At 66.6% G+C, this 20,168-nt stretch carries 19 protein-coding genes; 5 read left to right on the top strand and 14 right to left on the bottom strand.

The window, feature by feature from the left end:
• Window positions 1–75 precede the first annotated feature (75 nt).
• From secB to THIX_RS08115, 3 genes are all read right to left on the bottom strand, one after another.
• Entirely contained in the window at window positions 76–576 is a 501-nt protein-coding gene (gene secB, locus THIX_RS08125) for a protein-export chaperone SecB (protein WP_112485832.1), read from the bottom strand.
• Window positions 577–691: 115 nt separating this feature from the next.
• Window positions 692–955, bottom strand: coding sequence for a glutaredoxin 3 (grxC, locus tag THIX_RS08120; protein ID WP_112485831.1), 264 nt, complete (start codon window positions 953–955; stop codon window positions 692–694).
• Between the two features lie 163 nt (window positions 956–1,118).
• Entirely contained in the window at window positions 1,119–1,526 is a 408-nt protein-coding gene (locus THIX_RS08115) for a rhodanese-like domain-containing protein (RefSeq protein ID WP_112485830.1), read from the bottom strand.
• A 229-nt stretch (window positions 1,527–1,755) separates the two neighbouring features.
• Here THIX_RS08115 and gpmA point away from each other — a divergent pair, with 229 nt between their 5' ends.
• Entirely contained in the window at window positions 1,756–2,466 is a 711-nt protein-coding gene (gene gpmA / locus THIX_RS08110) for a 2,3-diphosphoglycerate-dependent phosphoglycerate mutase (protein WP_112485829.1), read from the top strand.
• A gap of 136 nt (window positions 2,467–2,602) precedes the next feature.
• Window positions 2,603–4,120 (top strand): S41 family peptidase, encoded by a 1,518-nt coding sequence (locus THIX_RS08105; RefSeq protein ID WP_112485828.1) that lies wholly within the window; start codon window positions 2,603–2,605, stop codon window positions 4,118–4,120.
• Window positions 4,121–4,254: 134 nt separating this feature from the next.
• Here THIX_RS08105 and THIX_RS08100 read toward each other — a convergent pair whose 3' ends face one another.
• On the bottom strand, window positions 4,255–5,133 hold the full coding sequence (locus THIX_RS08100) for a hypothetical protein (RefSeq protein ID WP_158540830.1): 879 nt from the start codon (window positions 5,131–5,133) through the stop codon (window positions 4,255–4,257).
• A gap of 151 nt (window positions 5,134–5,284) precedes the next feature.
• On the opposite strand from THIX_RS08100, the gene THIX_RS08095 reads away from it, so the two are divergent.
• Window positions 5,285–6,118: a molybdopterin-synthase adenylyltransferase MoeB gene (locus THIX_RS08095; protein WP_112485826.1), complete on the top strand. Its 834-nt coding sequence runs from the start codon at window positions 5,285–5,287 to the stop codon at window positions 6,116–6,118.
• 40 nt (window positions 6,119–6,158) lie between these two features.
• On the opposite strand, the gene THIX_RS08090 is transcribed toward THIX_RS08095, so the two are convergent.
• Together THIX_RS08090 and THIX_RS08085 are read right to left on the bottom strand one after the other, a co-directional pair.
• Window positions 6,159–6,938, bottom strand: a complete 780-nt coding sequence (locus THIX_RS08090; RefSeq protein ID WP_112485825.1) for an SDR family oxidoreductase — start codon at window positions 6,936–6,938, stop codon at window positions 6,159–6,161.
• A gap of 45 nt (window positions 6,939–6,983) precedes the next feature.
• Window positions 6,984–7,973 (bottom strand): LysR family transcriptional regulator, encoded by a 990-nt coding sequence (locus THIX_RS08085; RefSeq protein ID WP_112485824.1) that lies wholly within the window; start codon window positions 7,971–7,973, stop codon window positions 6,984–6,986.
• 128 nt (window positions 7,974–8,101) lie between these two features.
• Here THIX_RS08085 and THIX_RS08080 point away from each other — a divergent pair, with 128 nt between their 5' ends.
• Window positions 8,102–9,646: a CoA-acylating methylmalonate-semialdehyde dehydrogenase gene (locus THIX_RS08080; RefSeq protein WP_112485823.1), complete on the top strand. Its 1,545-nt coding sequence runs from the start codon at window positions 8,102–8,104 to the stop codon at window positions 9,644–9,646.
• Window positions 9,647–9,834: 188 nt separating this feature from the next.
• Complete coding sequence (locus THIX_RS08075) at window positions 9,835–11,511, top strand: GMC family oxidoreductase (protein WP_112488256.1); 1,677 nt, start codon at window positions 9,835–9,837, stop codon at window positions 11,509–11,511.
• A 138-nt stretch (window positions 11,512–11,649) separates the two neighbouring features.
• On the opposite strand, the gene THIX_RS08070 is transcribed toward THIX_RS08075, so the two are convergent.
• The 8 genes from THIX_RS08070 to THIX_RS08035 all read right to left on the bottom strand — a co-directional run bounded on the left by THIX_RS08070 (window position 11,650) and on the right by THIX_RS08035 (window position 20,165).
• Window positions 11,650–12,027, bottom strand: a complete 378-nt coding sequence (locus THIX_RS08070) for a type II toxin-antitoxin system VapC family toxin (protein WP_112485822.1) — start codon at window positions 12,025–12,027, stop codon at window positions 11,650–11,652.
• On the bottom strand, window positions 12,027–12,254 hold the full coding sequence (locus tag THIX_RS08065) for a type II toxin-antitoxin system Phd/YefM family antitoxin (protein WP_371412884.1): 228 nt from the start codon (window positions 12,252–12,254) through the stop codon (window positions 12,027–12,029). Before THIX_RS08065 ends, THIX_RS08070 begins: the two co-directional genes overlap by 1 nt.
• A gap of 477 nt (window positions 12,255–12,731) precedes the next feature.
• Window positions 12,732–13,394, bottom strand: coding sequence for a hypothetical protein (locus THIX_RS08060; RefSeq protein ID WP_233224456.1), 663 nt, complete (start codon window positions 13,392–13,394; stop codon window positions 12,732–12,734).
• A gap of 806 nt (window positions 13,395–14,200) precedes the next feature.
• Complete coding sequence (locus tag THIX_RS08055) at window positions 14,201–15,460, bottom strand: DDE-type integrase/transposase/recombinase (RefSeq protein ID WP_112487438.1); 1,260 nt, start codon at window positions 15,458–15,460, stop codon at window positions 14,201–14,203.
• A 147-nt stretch (window positions 15,461–15,607) separates the two neighbouring features.
• Window positions 15,608–15,913 (bottom strand): hypothetical protein, encoded by a 306-nt coding sequence (locus THIX_RS08050; RefSeq protein WP_112485820.1) that lies wholly within the window; start codon window positions 15,911–15,913, stop codon window positions 15,608–15,610.
• A 227-nt stretch (window positions 15,914–16,140) separates the two neighbouring features.
• Window positions 16,141–17,043: a D-hexose-6-phosphate mutarotase gene (locus THIX_RS08045; protein WP_112488254.1), complete on the bottom strand. Its 903-nt coding sequence runs from the start codon at window positions 17,041–17,043 to the stop codon at window positions 16,141–16,143.
• A gap of 89 nt (window positions 17,044–17,132) precedes the next feature.
• The gene (locus THIX_RS08040) at window positions 17,133–18,608 is read right to left on the bottom strand and encodes an MFS transporter (protein WP_112485819.1); all 1,476 of its coding nucleotides are present in this window, start codon (window positions 18,606–18,608) and stop codon (window positions 17,133–17,135) included.
• A 93-nt stretch (window positions 18,609–18,701) separates the two neighbouring features.
• Window positions 18,702–20,165: an efflux transporter outer membrane subunit gene (locus THIX_RS08035; protein ID WP_112485818.1), complete on the bottom strand. Its 1,464-nt coding sequence runs from the start codon at window positions 20,163–20,165 to the stop codon at window positions 18,702–18,704.
• Between the last annotated feature and the right edge of the window lie 3 nt (window positions 20,166–20,168).

Below are 20,168 nucleotides of genomic sequence, written 5' to 3'. Positions count from 1 at the left end.
CGGAAAACGCTGGGCCGATCATGGCAGACACCGTGGCAGCAACGCCTGCCAGGCGATTCGAAAAGGCGACGAGGCTCAGTTCAGCGCCGAGCCGTCGGGCGCGATCAGGCCGCTCGGGGCCTGGCCGGCTTGCTGGGCTTGCTGGCTTTCGTACATCGCCTGGAAGTTGATTTCGGCCAGGTGCACCGGCGGAAAACCGGCGCGGGTGATGGTGTCGGCCAGGTTGGCGCGCAGGTAGGGGTAAACCGTTTGCGGGCAGGCGATGCCCAGCAACAAGTCGGCGTGTTCCTGCGGGATGTTGCGCAGCTCGAAAATACCGGCCTGCTTGCCCTCGACCAGGAACAGGGTCTGGTCGTTGACGCGGGCGGTGATGGTCGCGGTGATGGCCACTTCGAAAATGCCCTCGACCACGGCCTGCGATTCCACGTTCATCTGCACATCCACCGTCGGCTGGGCCTGCTCCAGCAGGATTTTCGGCGCATTGGGCTGCTCCAGCGACAGGTCTTTGAGGTAGCAGCGCTGCAACATGAAGACCGGCGACTGATCGGCAACCGCGTTATTCGAGGGGGTGCTCATGCAAAAAGGCTCCAGAGGGTGGGCCCGCCTCAATGGGCGGATGAAAGCAAGGACGGAAACAGGAATCCGGCATTGTAGGAGCCGCCCGCTCACGCTTGAGCCGAAGCGAGCCGCATCAGCCCACGGCTTGCAGCAGCGCCGCCAACCCTCCGCGGGTATCGAGCGCGTACAGGTCGTCGTAGCCGCCCACATGGGTCTGGCCAATGAAGATTTGCGGCACGGTGCGCCGGCCGGTGCTCTCCATCATGTGCAGACGGGCCTGGTGGTCGAGATCGACCCGGATTTCCTCGATATGCTGCACGCCGCGCTTGAGCAACAAGGCTTTGGCGCGAACGCAGTAGGGGCACACCGCGGTGGTGTACATGCGAACCTGAGACATGAAAACTCCAGAAACTTGGCCGAGTCATCCACCGACGAGCCCAGGCCAGGACGCGGCGCAACCCCAACAAACAGGATGGCGTTCGCGATCGACAACAACAACAACGATAGGGCAGCGAAGCGCGCCCCGGCCCGCGCTGAAGCAGCCCCGAATCAACGCGAACTCAGCCTTTTTCCACCGGCAAGCCAGCGTCACGCCAGGCACGCAGGCCGCCAGCAACCGCCGTGGCACGGGTATAGCCCAGCTTGCGCAGGGTGTTGGCAGCGCGACTGGCACGCGTGCCGCTCTGGCACATCAGCAAAACCGGGGTTTCCTTGTTCTTGGGCAGGTCGGACAAGCGCTGTTCGAGCTGGCCAAGCGGCACGTTGCGCGAACCGACGCTGTGGCCGGCCGCATGCTCCTGCGGCTCGCAGACATCAATCAAGACACCTTTCTCGCGGTTGACCAGGCGCACAGCCTCGGCGGCAGTCACGCCACCGCCACCACTGCCCGAAAAGGTGGTCCACAGCAACATGCCGCCGGAAACCAGGGCAATGGCGATGAGTGACAGGTTTTCCATGACGAACTTCAAAATGCCAACTCCCAATCGGATGAAGCCGCAATTTTAGGAACATCAGCCGGAATGAATATTGCTGCGCCCGCAAGCGATTGAATGCGCAGGGTTATTACGGCCCTCGGCGCGGGTCCGTCGCACCCCTGCAACGGCAGGTTGGCATCATGATCGTGTTATCAGGCTCCACTACGATAAGGGTTCGATTCAACTGTTGAACCCCACTCCCAAGCGCAATCGACGCCCCACCATGCACAAGCTCGTACTGATTCGCCATGGCGAATCCACCTGGAACCAGGAAAACCGCTTCACCGGCTGGGTCGACGTGGACCTGACCGACAAGGGCGTGGCCGAAGCCAGGCAAGCCGGCCAGTTGCTCAAAGCGCATGGGCTGGACTTCGACATCACCTACACCTCGGTGCTCAAGCGCGCGGTGCGCACCCTGTGGCTGACGCTGGACGAGTTGGATCGCATGTGGCTGCCCACGGTGCATAGCTGGCGGCTCAACGAGCGCCACTACGGTGCGCTGCAGGGCCTGAACAAGGCTGAAACCGCCGTCAAGTACGGCGACGAGCAAGTGCTCATCTGGCGCCGCAGCTACGACGTGCCGCCGCCGCCGATGGACGAGTCGCATCGCCACGAACTGGCGGCCGACCCGCGCTACAGCCGGGTCAATGCCCAAGACCTGCCGCTGACCGAATGCCTGAAAGACACGGTGCGCCGCGTGTTGCCGCTGTGGGAAGAATCGCTGGCACCGGCCATCCGTGCCGGCAAGCGGGTGCTGGCGGTGTCGCATGGCAATTCCATGCGCGCCATCATCAAACATCTCGACGGCATTTCCGACACCGACATCGTCGGCCTGAACATCCCCAACGGCGCGCCGCTGGTGTACGAACTGGATGCGGCGCTCAAACCCATGCGCCGCTACTACCTCGACGCCCCAACTGCCGCCGCAGCCTGATCGCTCTCGCGTGGGTTGCTGGAGCCAGCGACGCGGCCAGATGGCCGGCAGGCTGGCTCCTCCGCAGCCCAACAGACCCGCGCGCCCTGGGGGCGATGTCCCGAATCTATACTGTTCCCTCTTCGAGGAATCACGCATGGCTGGCAAATTCAAAATCGCGGCTTGGGTCACGGCCGGTGTGCTCACCGGCGCCCTGGCAACCCTGCAATTGCAGGCCATGGCGCGCAGCGCCGTGTCGCCGCTGCCGCTGGAAGAACTGCAGCAATTCGCTGCGGTTTACGGCCTGATCAAGGCTGACTTTTTCGAGCCGGTCGAGGGCAAGAAACTGGTCGAAAATGCCATCAACGGCATGGTGAACAACCTCGACCCGCATTCGGAATATCTGGACAAGAAGAACTTCAAGGAATTCCGCGAAAGCACCAGTGGCAAGTTCGTCGGCGTGGGCATTGAAATCTCGGCCGAAGACGGGCTGGTGAAAGTGGTCTCCCCGATCGAGGGCTCGCCCGCGGCGCGTGCCGGCATTCAGGCCGGCGACCTCATCACCCGCATCGACGACACCCCGGTGAAGGGCCTGCCGCTGAGCCAGGCGGTCAAGCTCATGCGTGGCAAGCCCGGCACCAAGGTCGTGCTCACCATCCTGCGCAAGAGCGAGAACCGCACCTTCAACGTGACGGTCACGCGCGAGGAAATCCATGTGCAGAGCGTGCGCGGCAAGATCGTCGCTCCCGGCTATGCCTGGGTGCGCATCACCCAGTTCCAGTCCGACACCCTGGCCGACTTCATGAAGAAGATCGACGAGTTCTACAAGCAGGATCCCAAGCTCAAAGGCATGGTGCTCGACTTGCGCAACGACCCCGGCGGCCTGCTGGAAAGCGCCGTGGGCGTGGCCTCGGTGTTCCTGCCGCCGGATGTCGTCATCGTCTCCACCCGCGGCCAGATTCCCGAAGCCAATGTGAGCTACCGCAACACCCCGAGCGACTACTCCCGCATCCCCGGTGACAACCCCCTGTCCAGCCTGCCGGCCGCGGTCAAAACGCTGCCCCTCGTCGTCTTGGTCAACGGCGGGTCGGCCTCGGCCTCGGAGATCGTCACCGGCGCCTTGAAGGACTACAAGCGAGCGGTGGTGATGGGCACCCAGACCTTCGGCAAGGGCTCGGTGCAGACCGTGCTGCCGCTGGGTCCGGACACGGCGCTCAAGCTCACCACGGCGCGCTACTACACGCCCAACGGCGAGTCCATCCAGGCCAAGGGCATCACGCCCAACTACTTCGTCGATCCGCTGCCCACCGGCGACCCCTACGCCGCGCTGCGCATGCGCGAGGTGGATTACAAGAACCAGATCGGCACGGGCGTCGAATCGGCCGATTCCACCGGCATCAAGGACGAGTTGCGCAAGCAGGAGGATGCCCGCCGCTTGCTGGAAGCTGAAATCGAGAAAGACCCGAACAAATTCCCGAAATTGCCCGAGTACGGCAGCAAGGATGACTGGCAGCTCGAACAGGCGTTGAACGAACTGCAGGGCAAGCCCGTCGTGACAACCAAGCTTCTGGCCAAGGCTGACGAAAAATCCGCCAGACCCACTCCCACCGCACCAACTTCGGCCACCGTCCCTGCGTCCAAGCCCGCGAACTCCTTGGTGCCGGCCAAGAAATGAACAGGGCTTCCAGGAGCCGCAGGGCATGACCTGCCGCCCCCGGACGCCAAGGCCCGCACCCGTTGCGGGCCTTGGCGTCCGGGGGCGGCGCCGAGCCGTTGCGTTTCGCGTGGCCGGCATGCCAGGCGCTGGGATCAGAAATCGTGCTCGACCATCAACCAAGTCGACCATTGCGGCTGCGACTGGCCTTGCTGGATGGCAGCCTGCTCGCCGATGGCCAACAGCCACTGCTGCGTCAGGTGATAGGCGAATTGCGGCATCACACTGCCTTCGATCCCGCGGTGTCCGTCATCCAGAGTGCGTTGGTTGTCCACTTCGACTTCCAACTGCACGGCATCAGCCGCGCCAAGGGCATGGCCCAGACTGGCGTTGACGAACCAGCCGCTGGTGACTCCTGAGCGCCCCCACGGTCGGCTCGCCGACCCGCCCCCCGTGGGGGTCAAGGAAATTTGGGGCGGCCCTGCGTTTCCTTGAGAGCCGATGCGCCGGGTGTAGCCCGCCTCCCCCTGCGTGAACCAGGGATACCAGAGCTGCGCCCACATCACCTGGGCCGTCACCGCATTGCCCTCCCCCGGCAGCACGCTCGGGCGCGGATGAGCCCAGTACTGGCCTTCCACCTCCACAGTCAGCAGGCTGACGCGGCCTTCGCTCAGATTGCAGGTGTGCAGGGCGGCGAACTTCAAGCCCGCCGCCACGGGGCCGAAGGCGCCCTGCCCTTGCCCGAGAGGTTCGTTGGCGGTGTAGGCGGGAAGGCCCAGTTCCATGCCGAGACGCTCGCTGAACTTGCCCTCGAACTCGGGCGAGAGTGTCAGCGAACGCGGCGAGCCGTTGTTGTCGGCCTGGGCGAACCAATAGGCTGCGTTTTCCAGCCAGGGCTCCTCGATGCCGATGGCCTTGGTGATGTAGTCGTCCACATCGCAGGGCTGCACTGGCCATGGTTGAGCTTGCGCCTGCGTTCCAAACAGCATGCCGGCGAAACCTGTCGTGGCCATGATCCAACGCTTGATTCGCATCATTTCTCCAAATACGAATCATTCTTATTGATATTTGTCGGATGGGCAAGCGAGTCCATGTATCCATGCGTAACGCTGCCTTGCCGGCGCCCATGGATCTGCACGCAAGCCGATGGTGTGCGCAGCGGGCACGCCGCTTATATTTGATGCCATGAACGATGCCGAATTGCTGCGCTACTCCCGCCACATCCTGCTCGACGACATCGGCGTCGAAGGTCAGGAGCGCATCGCGGCGAGCCATGCTCTGGTGCTGGGCGCGGGCGGGCTGGGTTCGCCGGTGGCGCTCTATCTGGCCAGCGCCGGGGTGGGCCGCATCACTTTGGTGGACGACGATGTCGTCGACCTCACCAATCTGCAACGCCAGATTGCGCACACCGAGGCGCGCGTGGGTCAGTTGAAGGTCGAGTCGGCGCGTGAGGCCATGCTCCAGATCAACCCTCGGGCACAGGTGGACATGGTGCCGCACCGTGCCGACGCCGCGCTGCTGGGCGCGCTGGTCGCGCAGGCCACGGTGGCCATCGACTGCAGCGACAACTTCGCCACCCGCCATGCGCTCAACGCGGCCTGCGTGCGTCACGACATGCCGCTGGTGAGCGGTGCGGCCATCCGTTTCGACGGCCAGGTGAGCGTGTTCGACCCGCGTGCGCGCGCTGACGGTGAGCGCGCGCCCTGCTACGCCTGTCTGTTCCCGCCGGATGTGCCGGTGGAGGAAGTGCGCTGCGCCGTGATGGGCGTGTTCGCGCCGCTGGTGGGCATCGTCGGCAGCCTGCAAGCCGCCGAGGCGCTCAAGCTCATGGCCGGCGCCGGCCGCAGCCTGGCGGGCCGCCTGCTGCTGATCGACGCGCTCGACATGGACATCCACACCATCCGCATCGCCCGCAACCCGCAATGCCCGGTGTGCGGCGATGCCGCGCGGGCCCAGGGCTCGGCGGCCTCATCCTTGACCACCGCTGGCGGCTGCGGCGCCAGCCCGCAGCGCAGTTGAAGCCGCGCCGGCGCCGCCGTGACGGCAACGCCGGGCGCCCTCAAACCTCGCGCATCATCCAACCCGCCAGCGCCGTCACCACCGGGCGCGGGGTGAAGCGCACGCTGGCCGCCAGCATGCGGTTGAGCAGGCCATACACCGCCACACGCTGGCCGCGCTCCATCGCCAACACGCCGTAACGTGCCACATCGCGCGCCGTCGCCATGCGCCCGTGAAACAGAGCTGAACGCTGCTCGCCCTGGGCGCGCGCGCCGAAACCGGTTTCGGTCGCCCCCGGGCACAGCGCGGTGACGCTGATGCCGCGCCAGCGCAACTCCGCGTCCAGCGCCTCGCTGAGCGACAGCACATAGGCCTTGCTGGCGAAATACACCGCCATGCCCGGGCCGGGTTGGAAGGCCGCAGTACTCGCCACGTTGAGGATGCGGCCACGGCCTTGCCGCAGCATCGCAGGCAGCAGCAGCGCCGTCAGCCGCGTGAGCGCGCTGATGTTGAGGTCGATCATGCCCTGGGTCTGCGCGACGTCCGCCTCGGCGAAACGGCCGTAGACCCCGAAGCCGGCGTTGTTCACCAGCACCGTGGGCTCCACGCCCGCCTCGGCGACGCGCCGCGTCAGCGTCTCCGGCCCGTCTGCTGCCCCAAGGTCCAGCGCCATGCACAGGCAGCGTGTGCCATGCTGCGCTCGCAACTCCTCGGCCAAGGTCTGCAGCTTGTCATCGCTGCGCGCGCTCAGCACGAGCGCATAACCCGTCGCGGCCAACTCGCGTGCGATCTCCAGGCCGATGCCGCCCGAAGCGCCCGTGACCAATGCCCACTTGTCCATGAATGGCTCTCCTGTTGAAGGATGGGTTGAGATGGATGGATGGCGTCATTCAAGCCCCAACCGCGCGAAACCGCCAGCTAGCGCAGTGCGCAGATGCTCCACCACCAGTTGCACCGCGCGGGGCGCGCTTGGGCTCCAGGGGCGGATGGCGTAGATGCTGTCGCCGAAAAACCCCACCGGCTTCCAGTCAGGCAGGACCTGTTGGAGCCGCTGCATGTTGCGCGGCTTGGCCACGCTGAAGTCGGGAACCAGGGCGATGCCCAGGCCGGCCAGCAGGGCCTCGCGCAGAACCTCGGTGGTGTTGGCGCGCAGCGACCCACGCACCGTGACGCGCACCCGCTCGGGCGGCCGTTCGGGCTGCCCCTCGGTTTGTGATGTGCCACCGGCTTCGTTCGTGCGCTCGAACATCCACACCGCCGCGCCCGGTCGCAGATAGGTGAGGCAATCATGCCCGGCCAGATCGTCCGGATGTTGCGGCGTGCCGCGCCTGCGCAAATAGCCGTTCGCGGCCACCAGCAGCGAGCGCGTGGCGCACAGCTTCCAGGCCACGGTGCTGTCGGGCGGCGCGGCGACATGGCGGATCGCCAGATCGAAGCCCTCTTGCGGCAGGTTGACCAGCCGGTCCGACAGTTCCAGCTCGACGCGAATGTCGGGATAGCGCCGCAGGAAGTCCAGCAGATGCGGGGCGATATGCTGCCGCCCCAGCGCCACCGGGGCGGTCACGCGTACCAGCCCGCGCGGCGCCTGCGCCAGTTCGTGCGCCGCGGCCACGCCATGGGCGATCTGCGCGAAGGCTGGCACGGTGTCGTCCACCAGGCCCTGGCCGGCTTCGGTCAGGCGCAGGGCGCGGGTGGTGCGCCGCACCAACGGCACCCCCACCCGGCGCTCCAGCAGGGCGAGATGCTGGCTCACGGCGGCCTTGGACACGCCCAGGCGCTGCGCCGCCGCCGTCAGGCTGCCGGCGCTGGCAATGACGCCAAGCCAATGCACCTGCTGCCACAGCAGGTCGTCGCGGGGAGGAATGGGAGAGGTCATCGGCCCATGGATGCAGTCATCGGCCCATTGTTCACGAATTTGAACAATGTTGTCACTCCATATGGCTGTTCAGGCTCGGAGCCGAGGCCTACGATTGGCTGATTGCAAATTCAGTCCAGGAGACTCGCATGGGTGCCCCAGAAGCCTTTACCGCCACGGCCACGGTCGGCCATTTCATTCAGGGCCACGCCACGACGGGCGCCAGCGGCCGCAGCCAGCCGATCTACAACCCGGCCACCGGCCAGGTGGCGCGCCAGGTCGCCCTGGCCGATGCCAGCGATGTCGGCACCGCGGTGGCCGCTGCGCAAGCGGCGTTTCCGAAGTGGGCCGACACCCCGCCGCTGCGCCGCGCGCGGGTGCTGTTCAAGTTTCTGGAGCTGATGAACCAGCACCGCGACACCCTCGCGGCGATGATCACCGCCGAGCATGGCAAGGTGTTCACCGACGCCCAGGGCGAGGTCACGCGCGGCATCGAAATCATCGAGTTCGCCTGCGGCATTCCGCAACTGCTCAAGGGCGACTACACCGAGCAAGTGTCCACCGGCATCGACAACTGGACCATGCGCCAGCCGCTGGGCGTGGTCGCCGGGGTCACGCCGTTCAACTTCCCCTGCATGGTGCCGTGCTGGATGTTCCCGGTGGCCATCGCCGCGGGCAACACCTTCGTGCTCAAGCCCAGCCCGCTCGACCCCTCCCCCAGCCTGCTCATGGCCGAGCTGTTCAAGCAGGCTGGCCTGCCCGACGGCGTGTTCAACGTGGTGCAGGGCGACAAGGCGGCGGTGGATGCGCTGCTGGAGCACCCGGACGTGCGCGCCATCAGTTTCGTCGGCTCCACGCCGGTGGCGCATCGCATCGCGCAGGAGGCGGCGCGCTTCGGCAAGCGGGCGCAGGCACTGGGCGGAGCGAAGAACCACATGGTGGTGATGCCCGACGCCGACCTCGACCAGGTGGTCGATGCGCTCATCGGCAGCGCTTTTGGCTCGGCCGGCGAACGCTGCATGGCCATTTCGGTGGGCGTGCTGGTGCGCGGCGTGGCCGACAAGATCATGCCCAGGCTGATCGAGCGCACGCAGCAGCTCAAGGTGAAGAACGGCATGGAACTGGACGCCGAGATGGGCCCCATCGTCACCGCCGCGGCGCGCGAGCGCATCAGCGGCATGATCGCCTCCGGCGTGCAGCAGGGCGCGAAACTGCTGGTCGATGGCCGCAACTTCACCATTGCTGGGCACAAGCCAGCGAACGGGGGCCCAGAATCTCAGGGCTTCTGGCTCGGCGGCACCCTGTTCGACCAGGTCACCCCCGACATGCGCATCTACCAGGACGAAATTTTCGGCCCGGTGCTGAGCTGCGTGCGCGTGCCCGACTTCACCGCCGCGCTCGATCTGGTGAACGCCCACGCCTTCGGCAACGGCGTGGCCTGCTTCACCCGCGACGGCCATGTGGCGCGCGAATTCGCCCGCCGCGTCCAGGTGGGCATGGTGGGCATCAACGTGCCCATTCCGGTGCCCATGGCCTGGCATGGCTTCGGCGGCTGGAAGGCCAGCCTGTTCGGCGACATGCACGCCTACGGCGAAGAAGGCGTGCGCTTCTACACCAAGCAAAAAAGCATCATGCAGCGCTGGCCGGAGAGCACGCCCAAGGGCGCCGAGTTCGCCATGCCGACGGCGAAGTAAAGCAAGCGCCGAACAGTACCTCCCCCAGTCCCCCACCCCAGCCCTCCCCACTCGTGGGGAGGGCGTGTTCTCACCTCCCCCGCGCGATGGGGGAGGTCGGGAGGGCGATGGTGGCGAGGGGGCTCGACCCAAAGGCTCCTCGAGCATTGCGCGACAAGCCTTGATGGCATGCGATGATGTTGACCACCATGCGCGACACCACCTTCGATTTCATCGTCATCGGCGCCGGCACCGCAGGCAGCCTGCTCGCCAACCGGCTGAGCGCCGACCCGAGCAAAAGCGTGCTGCTGATCGAGGCCGGCGGCAAGGACGACTACCACTGGATTCACATTCCGGTGGGCTATCTCTATTGCATCGGCAACCCGCGCACCGACTGGCTCTACCGGACCGAGCCGGACGCGGGCCTGAACGGCCGCACCCTGCGCTACCCGCGCGGCAAAGTGCTGGGCGGGTGCAGCAGCATCAACGGCATGATCTACATGCGCGGCCAGGCGCGCGACTACGACGCCTGGGCGCAGCAACTCGGCGACGAGTCCTGGAACTGGAACGCCTGCCTGCCCGACTTCATCGCCCACGAAAATCACTGGCGCGGCGACGACCCGGCCGAGGCCGACCCCGACTTCGCCCGATGGCACGGCCACGGCGGCGAATGGCGCGTGGAGCAGCAGCGCCTGCGCTGGGACGTTCTCGACGCCTTCGCCCGGGCCGCGCAGCAAGCCGGCATTCCCGCCACCGACGACTTCAACCGCGGCACGAACGAGGGCGTGAGCTACTTCGAGGTCAACCAGAAGGCGGGCTGGCGCTGGAACGCCGCCAAGGCGTTTCTGCGCCCCACCTGCTACGGCCGGCCCAACTTCGAGCTGTGGACCTCGGCGCAGGTTTCGCGCCTGCGCATCGACACCCAGCCCGACGGCAGCCTGCGTTGCAGCGGCGTGGAGGTGTGGACCGGCCAGGAGATGGTGACGGCGCACGCCAAGGGCGAAGTCATCCTCAGCGCCGGGGCGATCGGCTCGCCGCAAATCCTGCAACTCTCGGGCATCGGCCCGGCCGCCCTGCTGCGGCAGCATGGCATTGCGCCCGTGGCCGATCTGCCCGGGGTGGGCGCCAATCTGCAAGACCATCTGCAGATTCGCGCCGTGTTCAAGGTGCAGGGCACGCGCACCCTCAACACCCGCGCCGCCAGCGCCTGGGGCAAGGCCGCCATCGCGCTGGAATACGCGCTCAAGCGCAGCGGGCCGATGAGCATGGCGCCCAGCCAGCTCGGCGTGTTCACCCGCAGCAGCGCGCAGTACACGCACCCCAACATCCAGTATCACGTCCAGCCGCTGAGCCTGGATGCCTTCGGTGAACCGCTCCACGGCTTCGACGCCTTCACCGCCAGCGTCTGCAACCTCAACCCCGGCAGCCGCGGCACGGTGCGCATCACCAGTCCGCGCTTCGAAGACGCCCCGGCCATCGCGCCCAACTACCTGAGCACCGAGGCCGACCGGCAAGTGGCCGCCGACAGCCTGCGCCTCACCCGCCGCATCGTCGCCCAGCCGGCGCTGGCGCAGTACCAGCCGGAGGAATTCAAGCCCGGGGTTCAGTTCCGGACGGACGAAGAACTGGCGCGCCTGGCCGGCGACATCGCCACCACCATCTTCCACCCCGCCGGCACCACCGCGATGGGCCGCTTGGACGATCCGCAAGCCGTGGTCGACACCCGCCTGCGTCTGCGCGACGGACGCGGGAGCACCATCGAAGGCCTGCGCGTGGTGGATGCGGGCGTGATGCCCGTCATTCCCAGCGGCAACATCAACAGCCCGACGCTGATGATTGCGGAAAAGGCTGCGCGGTGGATCCGGGTCGCGTCATCCGGGACCTGACCCGGTTGTCGCGCAAATGCCAAACACGGCTTTCAACAAGGCGCTGTCACCCAATCGTGCTGGTGACCGGCATGCCGATGGCTTCGAGCAAGCGTTGGCTCGGGCTTGCGATCTCAGTGCACGGGCATCGACAACGATTCAGACCAGGACCACAACGTCGCTGTGCTTGGCCAGCATCGCGTCGACAGTGACCAACCTGAGCGGCTCGACCCGTGCTTGGGCCATCAGGAGCCGGTCGAATGGGTCGTTGTGGTGAAGCGCAAGCTGGGCCACGCCGGCAGCATGCGTCGCTCTGACGGGAAGTTCCAGGAACCCGCTCGCCTCGATGGCTGCCGCCAACGCGTGCGGGTCTGTCTCGATCTTTCCCAGGCGGGCCTTGATGGCGACCTCCCAGATGGAGGCTGCCGAGACGTAGACCTCGTCGGCGGACTCGATGAGGCGGCGGGCTGGGGCTTTGAGCAGCGGTGACCCCGCAACGGCCCACAAGAAGATGTGCGTGTCCAGCAGCAGGCGCATCAGCGTCCCTCGAAGCCGGCCAGCACATCGTCGGGCAAAGGCGCGTCGAAGTCTGTCGGGACGGTCAGCTTGCCCTTCAGGAGGCCAAACTTGATGCGACGCTTCGGCTCTTGCAGCCGAGTGATGCGGACCAGGGGCTTGCCGTTGCGGCAGACCACCACATCCTCTCCCGAGGCGGCCTTGTCGACCAGTTGGGACAGCCGGGTCTTGGCGTCGTAGATGTTCACGGTTTGCACGGCAGGAGCCTCCACTCGGGATTGCATTCAGACCAAGTCTAGTCTAAGGCGACGCTGAACAAGTTCCCGTGATGCAGCGCGCCGCGCATCGGGGTGGGATGCAAGGCGCAAACCACAGCCATAGCCCAAGCTATGGCGCGGATTTGCAACGCCGCAGACCGCCCGAGGCGCGGATGCGATGCGCACGAGGGACTTGTTCAGCGTCGCCCTAACAGTATTTTCTAATTCAGGAATGAGCCTGAAGCCAGGTTGAGTTGGGTTCTTTGAAGTCGGGTTGATCGAAGTTGAAAGGGTCAGTGTAAAGAGGGTTGGGTTGTGGCTTGGACCTTTGATTGGAAGGCCCCTGCCAGGCCGCCGGAGGCCCCCCTCCAGTCTTGCTGCAAGCACTGCCCACGCGCGCCGTCTTTTCTGTTTGGATCTGAGCGGGTTGGGATGGATCCGTTCCCCGCGGCGCAGAGTGGCCCCCTGTCAGGCCTGTTGCCGTGGCGCGTTGAACCGCGCAAAGAGCGCCGCCTTGGCCTGCTGCATGGCCTGAGCGGCGGCCAGATCGGTTTGCGCAGCCGCCTGAGCCTGCAAAGCGTCTAGCGTGATGCCTGCCTTGAAGCGCACCAAGCCCTGCGCACTGAGCTGCGCCAGGCAAGCCAGGGGCGTCTTCACATCGGCGTGGGCGTAGCGCTTGACGATCTTGCCCTTGGGGCTGGTGATCTCCGTGGCAAACAAGCACGGACGATGCCCATTGAGCCAAGGGTTGAAGACCGTTTGGTAGAAGGCATTGATCCTCTGGGCATACTGCTGCGGGATGTGGCTGTACCCCATGTGTTTGCGCACCACGCTGGCGTTCTTGCTCTCGGCCAGCGCGTTATCGTTGCTGTGGCGGGAGCGGGACTTGGTCTGCTCGATCCGCAGCTTCTCCAGCATCTTGGTCACGCGGGCGTTGATGTATTCCGAGCCGTTGTCCGAATGAAAGCCTGCGATCTCGAAAGGAAACTGGGCGATGACCAGGGCCAGCACGGGCAACAGATACGCCTCGCTGATGCCCTGCACGCAAGCCTGCACCTGCCATTGGCTGACCGCATCCACGCAGGTGATGTGATACACCCCCTTGATGCCGTCCTGGTCGCCCTGGTGCACGGTATCGNGAGACGGAAAGGTCGAGCACGCTAAGGTTTGAATACCCGCGGTCAAGCAAGTCGTCCACGAGCGTGGAGGCACCCCCGCCGACATCGATGATTGATGCGGCAAATGGAACACCGGACGCCTGGATGAGCCAAACCGACTGCTCGGCATGCTCTTGGAACCAACTGACCGTGTTGGTCGGTTTTGTTGCGTAAACGTGCTCCCAGTGTTTCTTGAGTTCCATGGTGATTCCTCATTCGGTGGTGGAGGGTCAACTCGTGTTGTGGGGGGCGCCACGCCTTGTCACCCTAATCTGGCGGCAAGGGCGCCATAAAACCAGACCAATTGCGCCATTCGGCCTGGTTTTTCGGATTCCGCTCCGGGCTGGGAGGCGCTCGTGGTGAGCTTATCGAGTTTTCACGACGTTGGGTGCCACGCGGCGCCACCCTTCCACGCAGGGTTCAGTCTGGAGCTTTCTTGCGGATGCCTTCGCGCCCCAGCGTGCGACGGCATAGCCATCACGCCCCACAAACAGAACCGTTCCGCTCACTCGAGGGGTGTGGCGGAGTATTTTCTAATTCAGGAATGAGCCTGAAGCCAGGTTGAGTTGGGTTCTTTGAAGTCGGGTTGATCGAAGTTGAAAGGGTCAGTGTAAAGAGGGTTGGGTTGTGGCTTGGACCTTTGATTGGAAGGCCCCTGCCAGGCCGCCGGAGGCCCCCCTCCAGTCTTGCTGCAAGCACTGCCCACGCGCGCCGTCTTTTCTGTTTGGATCTGAGCGGGTTGGGATGGATCCGTTCCCCGCGGCGCAGAGTGGCCCCCTGTCAGGCCTGTTGCCGTGGCGCGTTGAACCGCGCAAAGAGCGCCGCCTTGGCCTGCTGCATGGCCTGAGCGGCGGCCAGATCGGTTTGCGCAGCCGCCTGAGCCTGCAAAGCGTCTAGCGTGATGCCTGCCTTGAAGCGCACCAAGCCCTGCGCACTGAGCTGCGCCAGGCAAGCCAGGGGCGTCTTCACATCGGCGTGGGCGTAGCGCTTGACGATCTTGCCCTTGGGGCTGGTGATCTCCGTGGCAAACAAGCACGGACGATGCCCATTGAGCCAAGGGTTGAAGACCGTTTGGTAGAAGGCATTGATCCTCTGGGCATACTGCTGCGGGATGTGGCTGTACCCCATGTGTTTGCGCACCACGCTGGCGTTCTTGCTCTCGGCCAGCGCGTTATCGTTGCTGTGGCGGGAGCGGGACTTGGTCTGCTCGATCCGCAGCTTCTCCAGCATCTTGGTCACGCGGGCGTTGATGTATTCCGAGCCGTTGTCCGAATGAAAGCCTGCGATCTCGAAAGGAAACTGGGCGATGACCAGGGCCAGCACGGGCAACAGATACGCCTCGCTGATGCCCTGCACGCAAGCCTGCACCTGCCATTGGCTGACCGCATCCACGCAGGTGATGTGATACACCCCCTTGATGCCGTCCTGGTCGCCCTGGTGCACGGTATCGATGCGCACAAAGCCTGCGCGTCCCTGGGGTTGCGGTGCGCGCCGCGTGCCAATGGGGTTGTTCACCGGGCGGGTCTTGGTGACATGCAGGCGCTGGGCGCGGTAGCCAGCGCTCTTGCGCAGGTTGTACAGGTGCGAGACTGACAGCGTGGCCAGGCGGGCATAGCGCGCGTCGCCATAGACGTGGTAGGCCCGCTGCAGCAGGTGCGCGATGGCCGGGCCGCAGACATCCTCATGGGCGCGGTCCATCTCCACGAGCAGCGTCACATCGCCGGGCGTGAACTTGCGGGCAAAGGGGGCTGCCGGGGCGCCGTAACGCTTGACCAGCGGCTCTGCGGCCAGGCGGTTGGCCTGCCACCGGCGCACCAGGCGCGTGAGTTGCGCGCGGCTGTAACCGCTGGTGTGACGCAAATAGGCCAGCACCACCCCGCGTTCACACTTGGTGCGTCGGGGGTAGTCAAGCCGCCGCAGAACCCGACTGATGTGGGCGTAGCGCTGCGCATCGTCGCCGTGCGGTGAAAACGCAACTTGTGCATTGGCGCTGAGAAATTGCTCGAGTTGCGCGATTGTGGTCAGTCGCGTGTCGTCCATGTTGATCACCATCCTGTGGATGATCAACCCGCTTGAAACTCAGACCCGAACCCGCCTTCAGGCTCATCCCTCGATGGAAAGACGCGCCTCGCTCAGGCTCATTCCACGTTGGACAAGGCTCTAACTTGACTGGACGGGCCACTCCATTTAATCTTGCGCACAAGCGGCTGCGTGGCGTCCAGCTCCAGAGCCTGCAGATGGGCACGGGCGGCGGCGGACAGGTTGGGACGCGGCGCCGTTTCGCCCAGCAAGGTGGCGCGCAACAGCATGGGAATGCCGCGTGCCACTGTCTTGCAGGTTGAGGCCGGTGGCAAGGTGGGTGAGGTAAGCCGGCTCGGGAATGCCCTTGCGCCTGCGCCCGGTGGTGAACAGCCAGAGGTTGCCCTCGAACACCTGCTCCACCAGGTCGCTGCGCTTCTCGGCCAGCAGCTTGGTCTGTGCATGCCAATACACCCAGCGGTGATCGAAGGTGCGGTAGGCGTAGCGCAGCAGGCGGCCGCTGGCGGTAACCCAAGGGGAGCAAGGTGGCGCGGATGGTGGCGACGTCGACCTGGTTGAGGGCAGTGTCGTAGGAGGCCTCGTCCACCCCGCCGGCGCTGTCGCGCACGTGACGGGCAGCGATGAGAAAGTCGGCCAGCCGTCGGGTCATGGGGCGTGAGCGCTGAGCTGGGAGATGCGCTTCAGAGGGCTTCGGCGCTGTAGCGCACCGCCAGGACGTGGGCCTCGCCGGGCTGCAGGGTGAGCGCGTTGTCGGCGGCGTTGGCGGATTCCACGCACAGCATGCTGCGCCAGCCCTCGGCGGTGTAGTCGCCCATCGCCGCGGCCTTCTGGCCCCAAGGCGTCCACACCACGGTGGAGGCGGAGCCTTGCTTGGCGATGTGGATGCGGCGGCGCAGGCGGGCGTCGTCGATCATGCAGGTGGACCGGGTGTCGACATACACGCGATCGGTCTCGGCGGCGAAGCGCAGCGGACCGCTCTGCTGCTTGCGCGCGAAGGCTTCGGTCTTGTCGAGGTAGGCGCAGCCGTCGAGGCCTCGGAGTTCGACCTCGGCGATGTCGCCAACGTGGAAATAGCTGTGCAGCGCCTCGCCGAGCGGCACGGGCGCTTCGCCGGCGTTGAGGGTGGTGAGTTCCAGGTCCAGCGCATCGGCCACGCTGATGCGCAGTTCCACCGGGGTATCGTGCGGCCACTGCGCGTGCGTGGCGTCGCTGAACACCAGGCGCAGGGTGATGGTGGTGGCGCCATCGGCGCTGCCGCTGTCCACCACCTCCCAGGGCACGGTGCGGGCGAAGCCGTGCGCGGGGAAGGTGGGTTCGCTGGCGTGCGGCCCGAACCACGGCCAGCACACCGGCACGCCGCCGCGTATGGACTTGCCCGCCGCAAAGCGTGCCTTCTCCGACAGCCACACCACCGGCTCGCGCTGGGCCTTGGGCCGAAAGCTGGTGAGATGCGCGCCCTGCAGGGCGATGCTCGCGCTGCCGTCGGGGTTGTCGATGTCGGCGAACACCAGACCACCTGGGCCAGCGCGAAAGCTCAGTTGGCCGGGGATGGCGAAGGCGCGGAGGGAGGAGAGGTCTTGCATGGCGCGAGGCGGAAGGTCGATGACCGCGCCATTCTGCCAGCCGAACTCGCCCGGAAACGGGGAGCGATCTCCGGGCTTGGTGCCCGAGGTCACAACTCCACGCGCGGCACGCGGGTGGACGCCCACGCGGCGACGAGCGTGAGCACGCCGGCGGCGATGAAGGCGAGGTGGAAGGCATGCGTGACTTGCAGCGTGGCCGCCTCGCTGCCGCCGTGCAACGCGGCTTGCAACTCGGCGCTGGACGCCAGGCCGAACACCAGTGCACCGAACACGGCCGTGCCGACCGAGGCGCCGATGGAGCGGGCCAGCGACACGGTGGCCGCAGCCGCACCCAGCCGGGTGCGCCCGGCCACGGTCTGGATGACGAGCTGGGACGTGGGCGTGACGGTGCCGAAACCCAGGCCGGCGAGCACACCCAGCAGCCCCACCGTCCAGCTCCCGCCGGGCAGCAGCCCGAGCAGCATCAACGCCAGTGCCGCCAGCGTCAGCCCATAGCGCGGCGGCTGGTCGGGCCGCCCGGTTTTGGCCACCAGGCGGCCGGTGAGGTTGGAACCGAGCACCAGCCCGCCGGTGAGTGGCAACAGCAGCAGCCCGGCATGCGCGGCATCGCCGTGGTTGCCCAGTTGCAGATACACCGGCAGGAAGAACACCAGCGCGAACATGCTGGCGGCGAACAGCGTGACGGTGAGGCCGGTCCAGGCAATCGCCGGCAGGCGCAGCAGTTCCAGCGGCAGGAAGGGATGCTCCTGGGCGCGCTCGCGCCGCGCCAGCAACACCCCCAGCAGCAGGGCCGTGCCGGCCATGGCCAGGCTGGGGATGGACAGCCAGGCGAAGCGGTGGCCAGCCAGGGTCAGCCACAGCAGGGCCAGCCCGGCCATGGCGGCGAACAGCAGCACGCCGGGGACGTCGTGGCTTTGGCCCTGGGCGGCATGGCGCGGGCTTTCGGACAGGCGCAGCACGCGCCACGCGGCAATCGCCGCCAGCGGCAGGTTGACGATGAACAGCCAGCGCCAGTTGAAGCTGCTGACCACCAGCCCGCCCATGACCGGGCCGGTGACGCTGGCGAGCACGAACACCACGCCGAAATAGGCCTGGAAGCGCGGGCGCTGGCGCGGCGGCACGACCTCGCCGATGAGGGCCTGGCTCATCACCATCAAGCCGCCGCCGCCCAGCCCTTGCAGCATGCGCGCGGCGATCAGCCACCACATGCCTTGGGCTGCGGCGCAGGCGGCCGAGCCGAGGGCGAACAGGCCGAGCGCCGCGACCAGCGCGTCGCGCCGGCCGTAGCGGTCGCCCAGCCGTCCGTACAGCGGCGCCATGATGGTGGAGGCGAGCAGATAGCCCACGGCGATCCAGGCGCTGTCGCGCAGGTCGCCGAGGTCGCGGGCGATGGCCGGCGTGGCGGTGGCCAGCAGGGTCTGGTCGATGGCCGCGAGAAAGATGGGCAGCATCACCGCGGTGAACAACTGCACGAAGCGGCCGAAGGGAACCGGACCGTCGGGCGCATGGGCTGCGGCTGGCGGCGCGGCGGCAGCCGCAGGAGGGGATGGCTCGGGGAGTTCCATGCCGAATCAGTTTAGGTTGGCCGGGCGCGGAACGACGCGGGATCACCAAGAAACCTGACAGCGCCCTTTGGCGGTTGGCGCCCTGCCCTGCGCTCAATCCCCCGCAGCGGAAGCCGGCAGCGGGCCGATGGCGGTTTGGCCCGTCTCGCCCCAGCCGCCGCCCAGTGCCTGGATCAGCGCCACGCTGGCGGCGTAGCGGCGGTTCAGCAGGGTGAGTTCAGCGTTGCGTGCGCTGGTGGCGGTGGTCTGCGCGGTGATGACGTTGAGGTAGGGCGCGATGCCGGCCTTGTACTGGTTTTCGGCCAGGCGCAACGACACCTCGGCGGCCTGCACCACGGCGGCCTGCTGCTGCGCCTCTTGCGCCAGGATGGACTGGGCGGCGAGGTTGTCCTGCACCTGCTGCAGGGCGGTGAGCACGTCTTGCCGGTAGTTGGCCACGGTCTGGCGGTAGGCGGCCTTGCTGGACTCGACCTGGGCGCGGCGCAGACCGCCGTCGAACAAGGTGGCGGCGAGGCTGGGGCCGATGGACCAGAACAGCGAAGGCGCGGTGAACAACTCGGCAATGCGCGTGGCCTGGCTCCCGCCCTGCGCCGACAGCGTGAGGTTGGGCAGCCAGGCGGTTTGGGCCACGCCGATCTGCGCATTGGCCGCCTGCACCTGCGCGGCGGCGGCGGCCAGGTCGGGCCGGCGCTGCAGCAACTGCACGGGAATGCCGGGCGGTATGGCAGGCACCGTGGGCAGTGCGTTCACCGCCGGCAGTGTGAAGTCGCCGGGGGCCTGGCCCACCAGCACGGCAATGGCGTTTTGCAACTGCACCCGGGTCACGCCCAGATCGGTGGCGCTGGTCTGCGCCTGCAGCAACTGGGTGCGGGCCTGGGCCACGCCGGCGGCGGTATCGACCCCGGCCTTGTAGCGGTTCTCGGTGAGTTGCAAGGCACGCGCGTAGGCCGCCACCGTGTCTTGCGCCAGGAGCACTTGCGCATCCACCGTGCGCAGTTGCAAATAGCTCTGCGCCAGCGTGCCTTGCAGGCTGAGCTGGGTGAATCGCAGGGTGGCGGCGCTGGCCGCGGCGCTGGCCTCGCCAGCCCGCACCTGCAGGCGCACCTTGCCCCACAGGTCGGGCGCCCAGCTGGCGCTGACCGAGGTGCTGACGCTGTTGAAAATGCGCCCTGGCTGCGCCACGCTGGTGCTGGCCGAGGCTGATTTGGAACGCGTCGCCGAAGCGCCCGCCGACAGCGTCGGGTAGTACGCCGCCTGGGCCTGGGCAATGGCCGCCTCGGCCTGCTCGTAGGCGGCGAGTTGCGCGGCCAGAGTCTGGTTGTGTTGCGCCACCCGGCCTTCCAGACCGCTCAGCACCGGGTCGTCGAACACGCTCCACCAGGGCCCGGCGGGCATCGCGGCGGCGCTTTGCAGCGGCGTCCAGCCCTGGCCGGCATGGGCATAGTCGAGCGGCAGCGCCACCTTGAGCGGCGGCTCGGGTGGCTGCGCGGCGCAAGCGCCGAGCAGCAGCGCCAGCGAAGCCATGATCAAGATTCGAGGCGATGGGTTTGGGGTCATGGT

Source organism: Thiomonas sp. X19 (assembly GCF_900089495.1).
Classification (GTDB): domain Bacteria; phylum Pseudomonadota; class Gammaproteobacteria; order Burkholderiales; family Burkholderiaceae_C; genus Thiomonas_A.
This window is presented reverse-complemented; position numbering and strand designations above follow the sequence as displayed.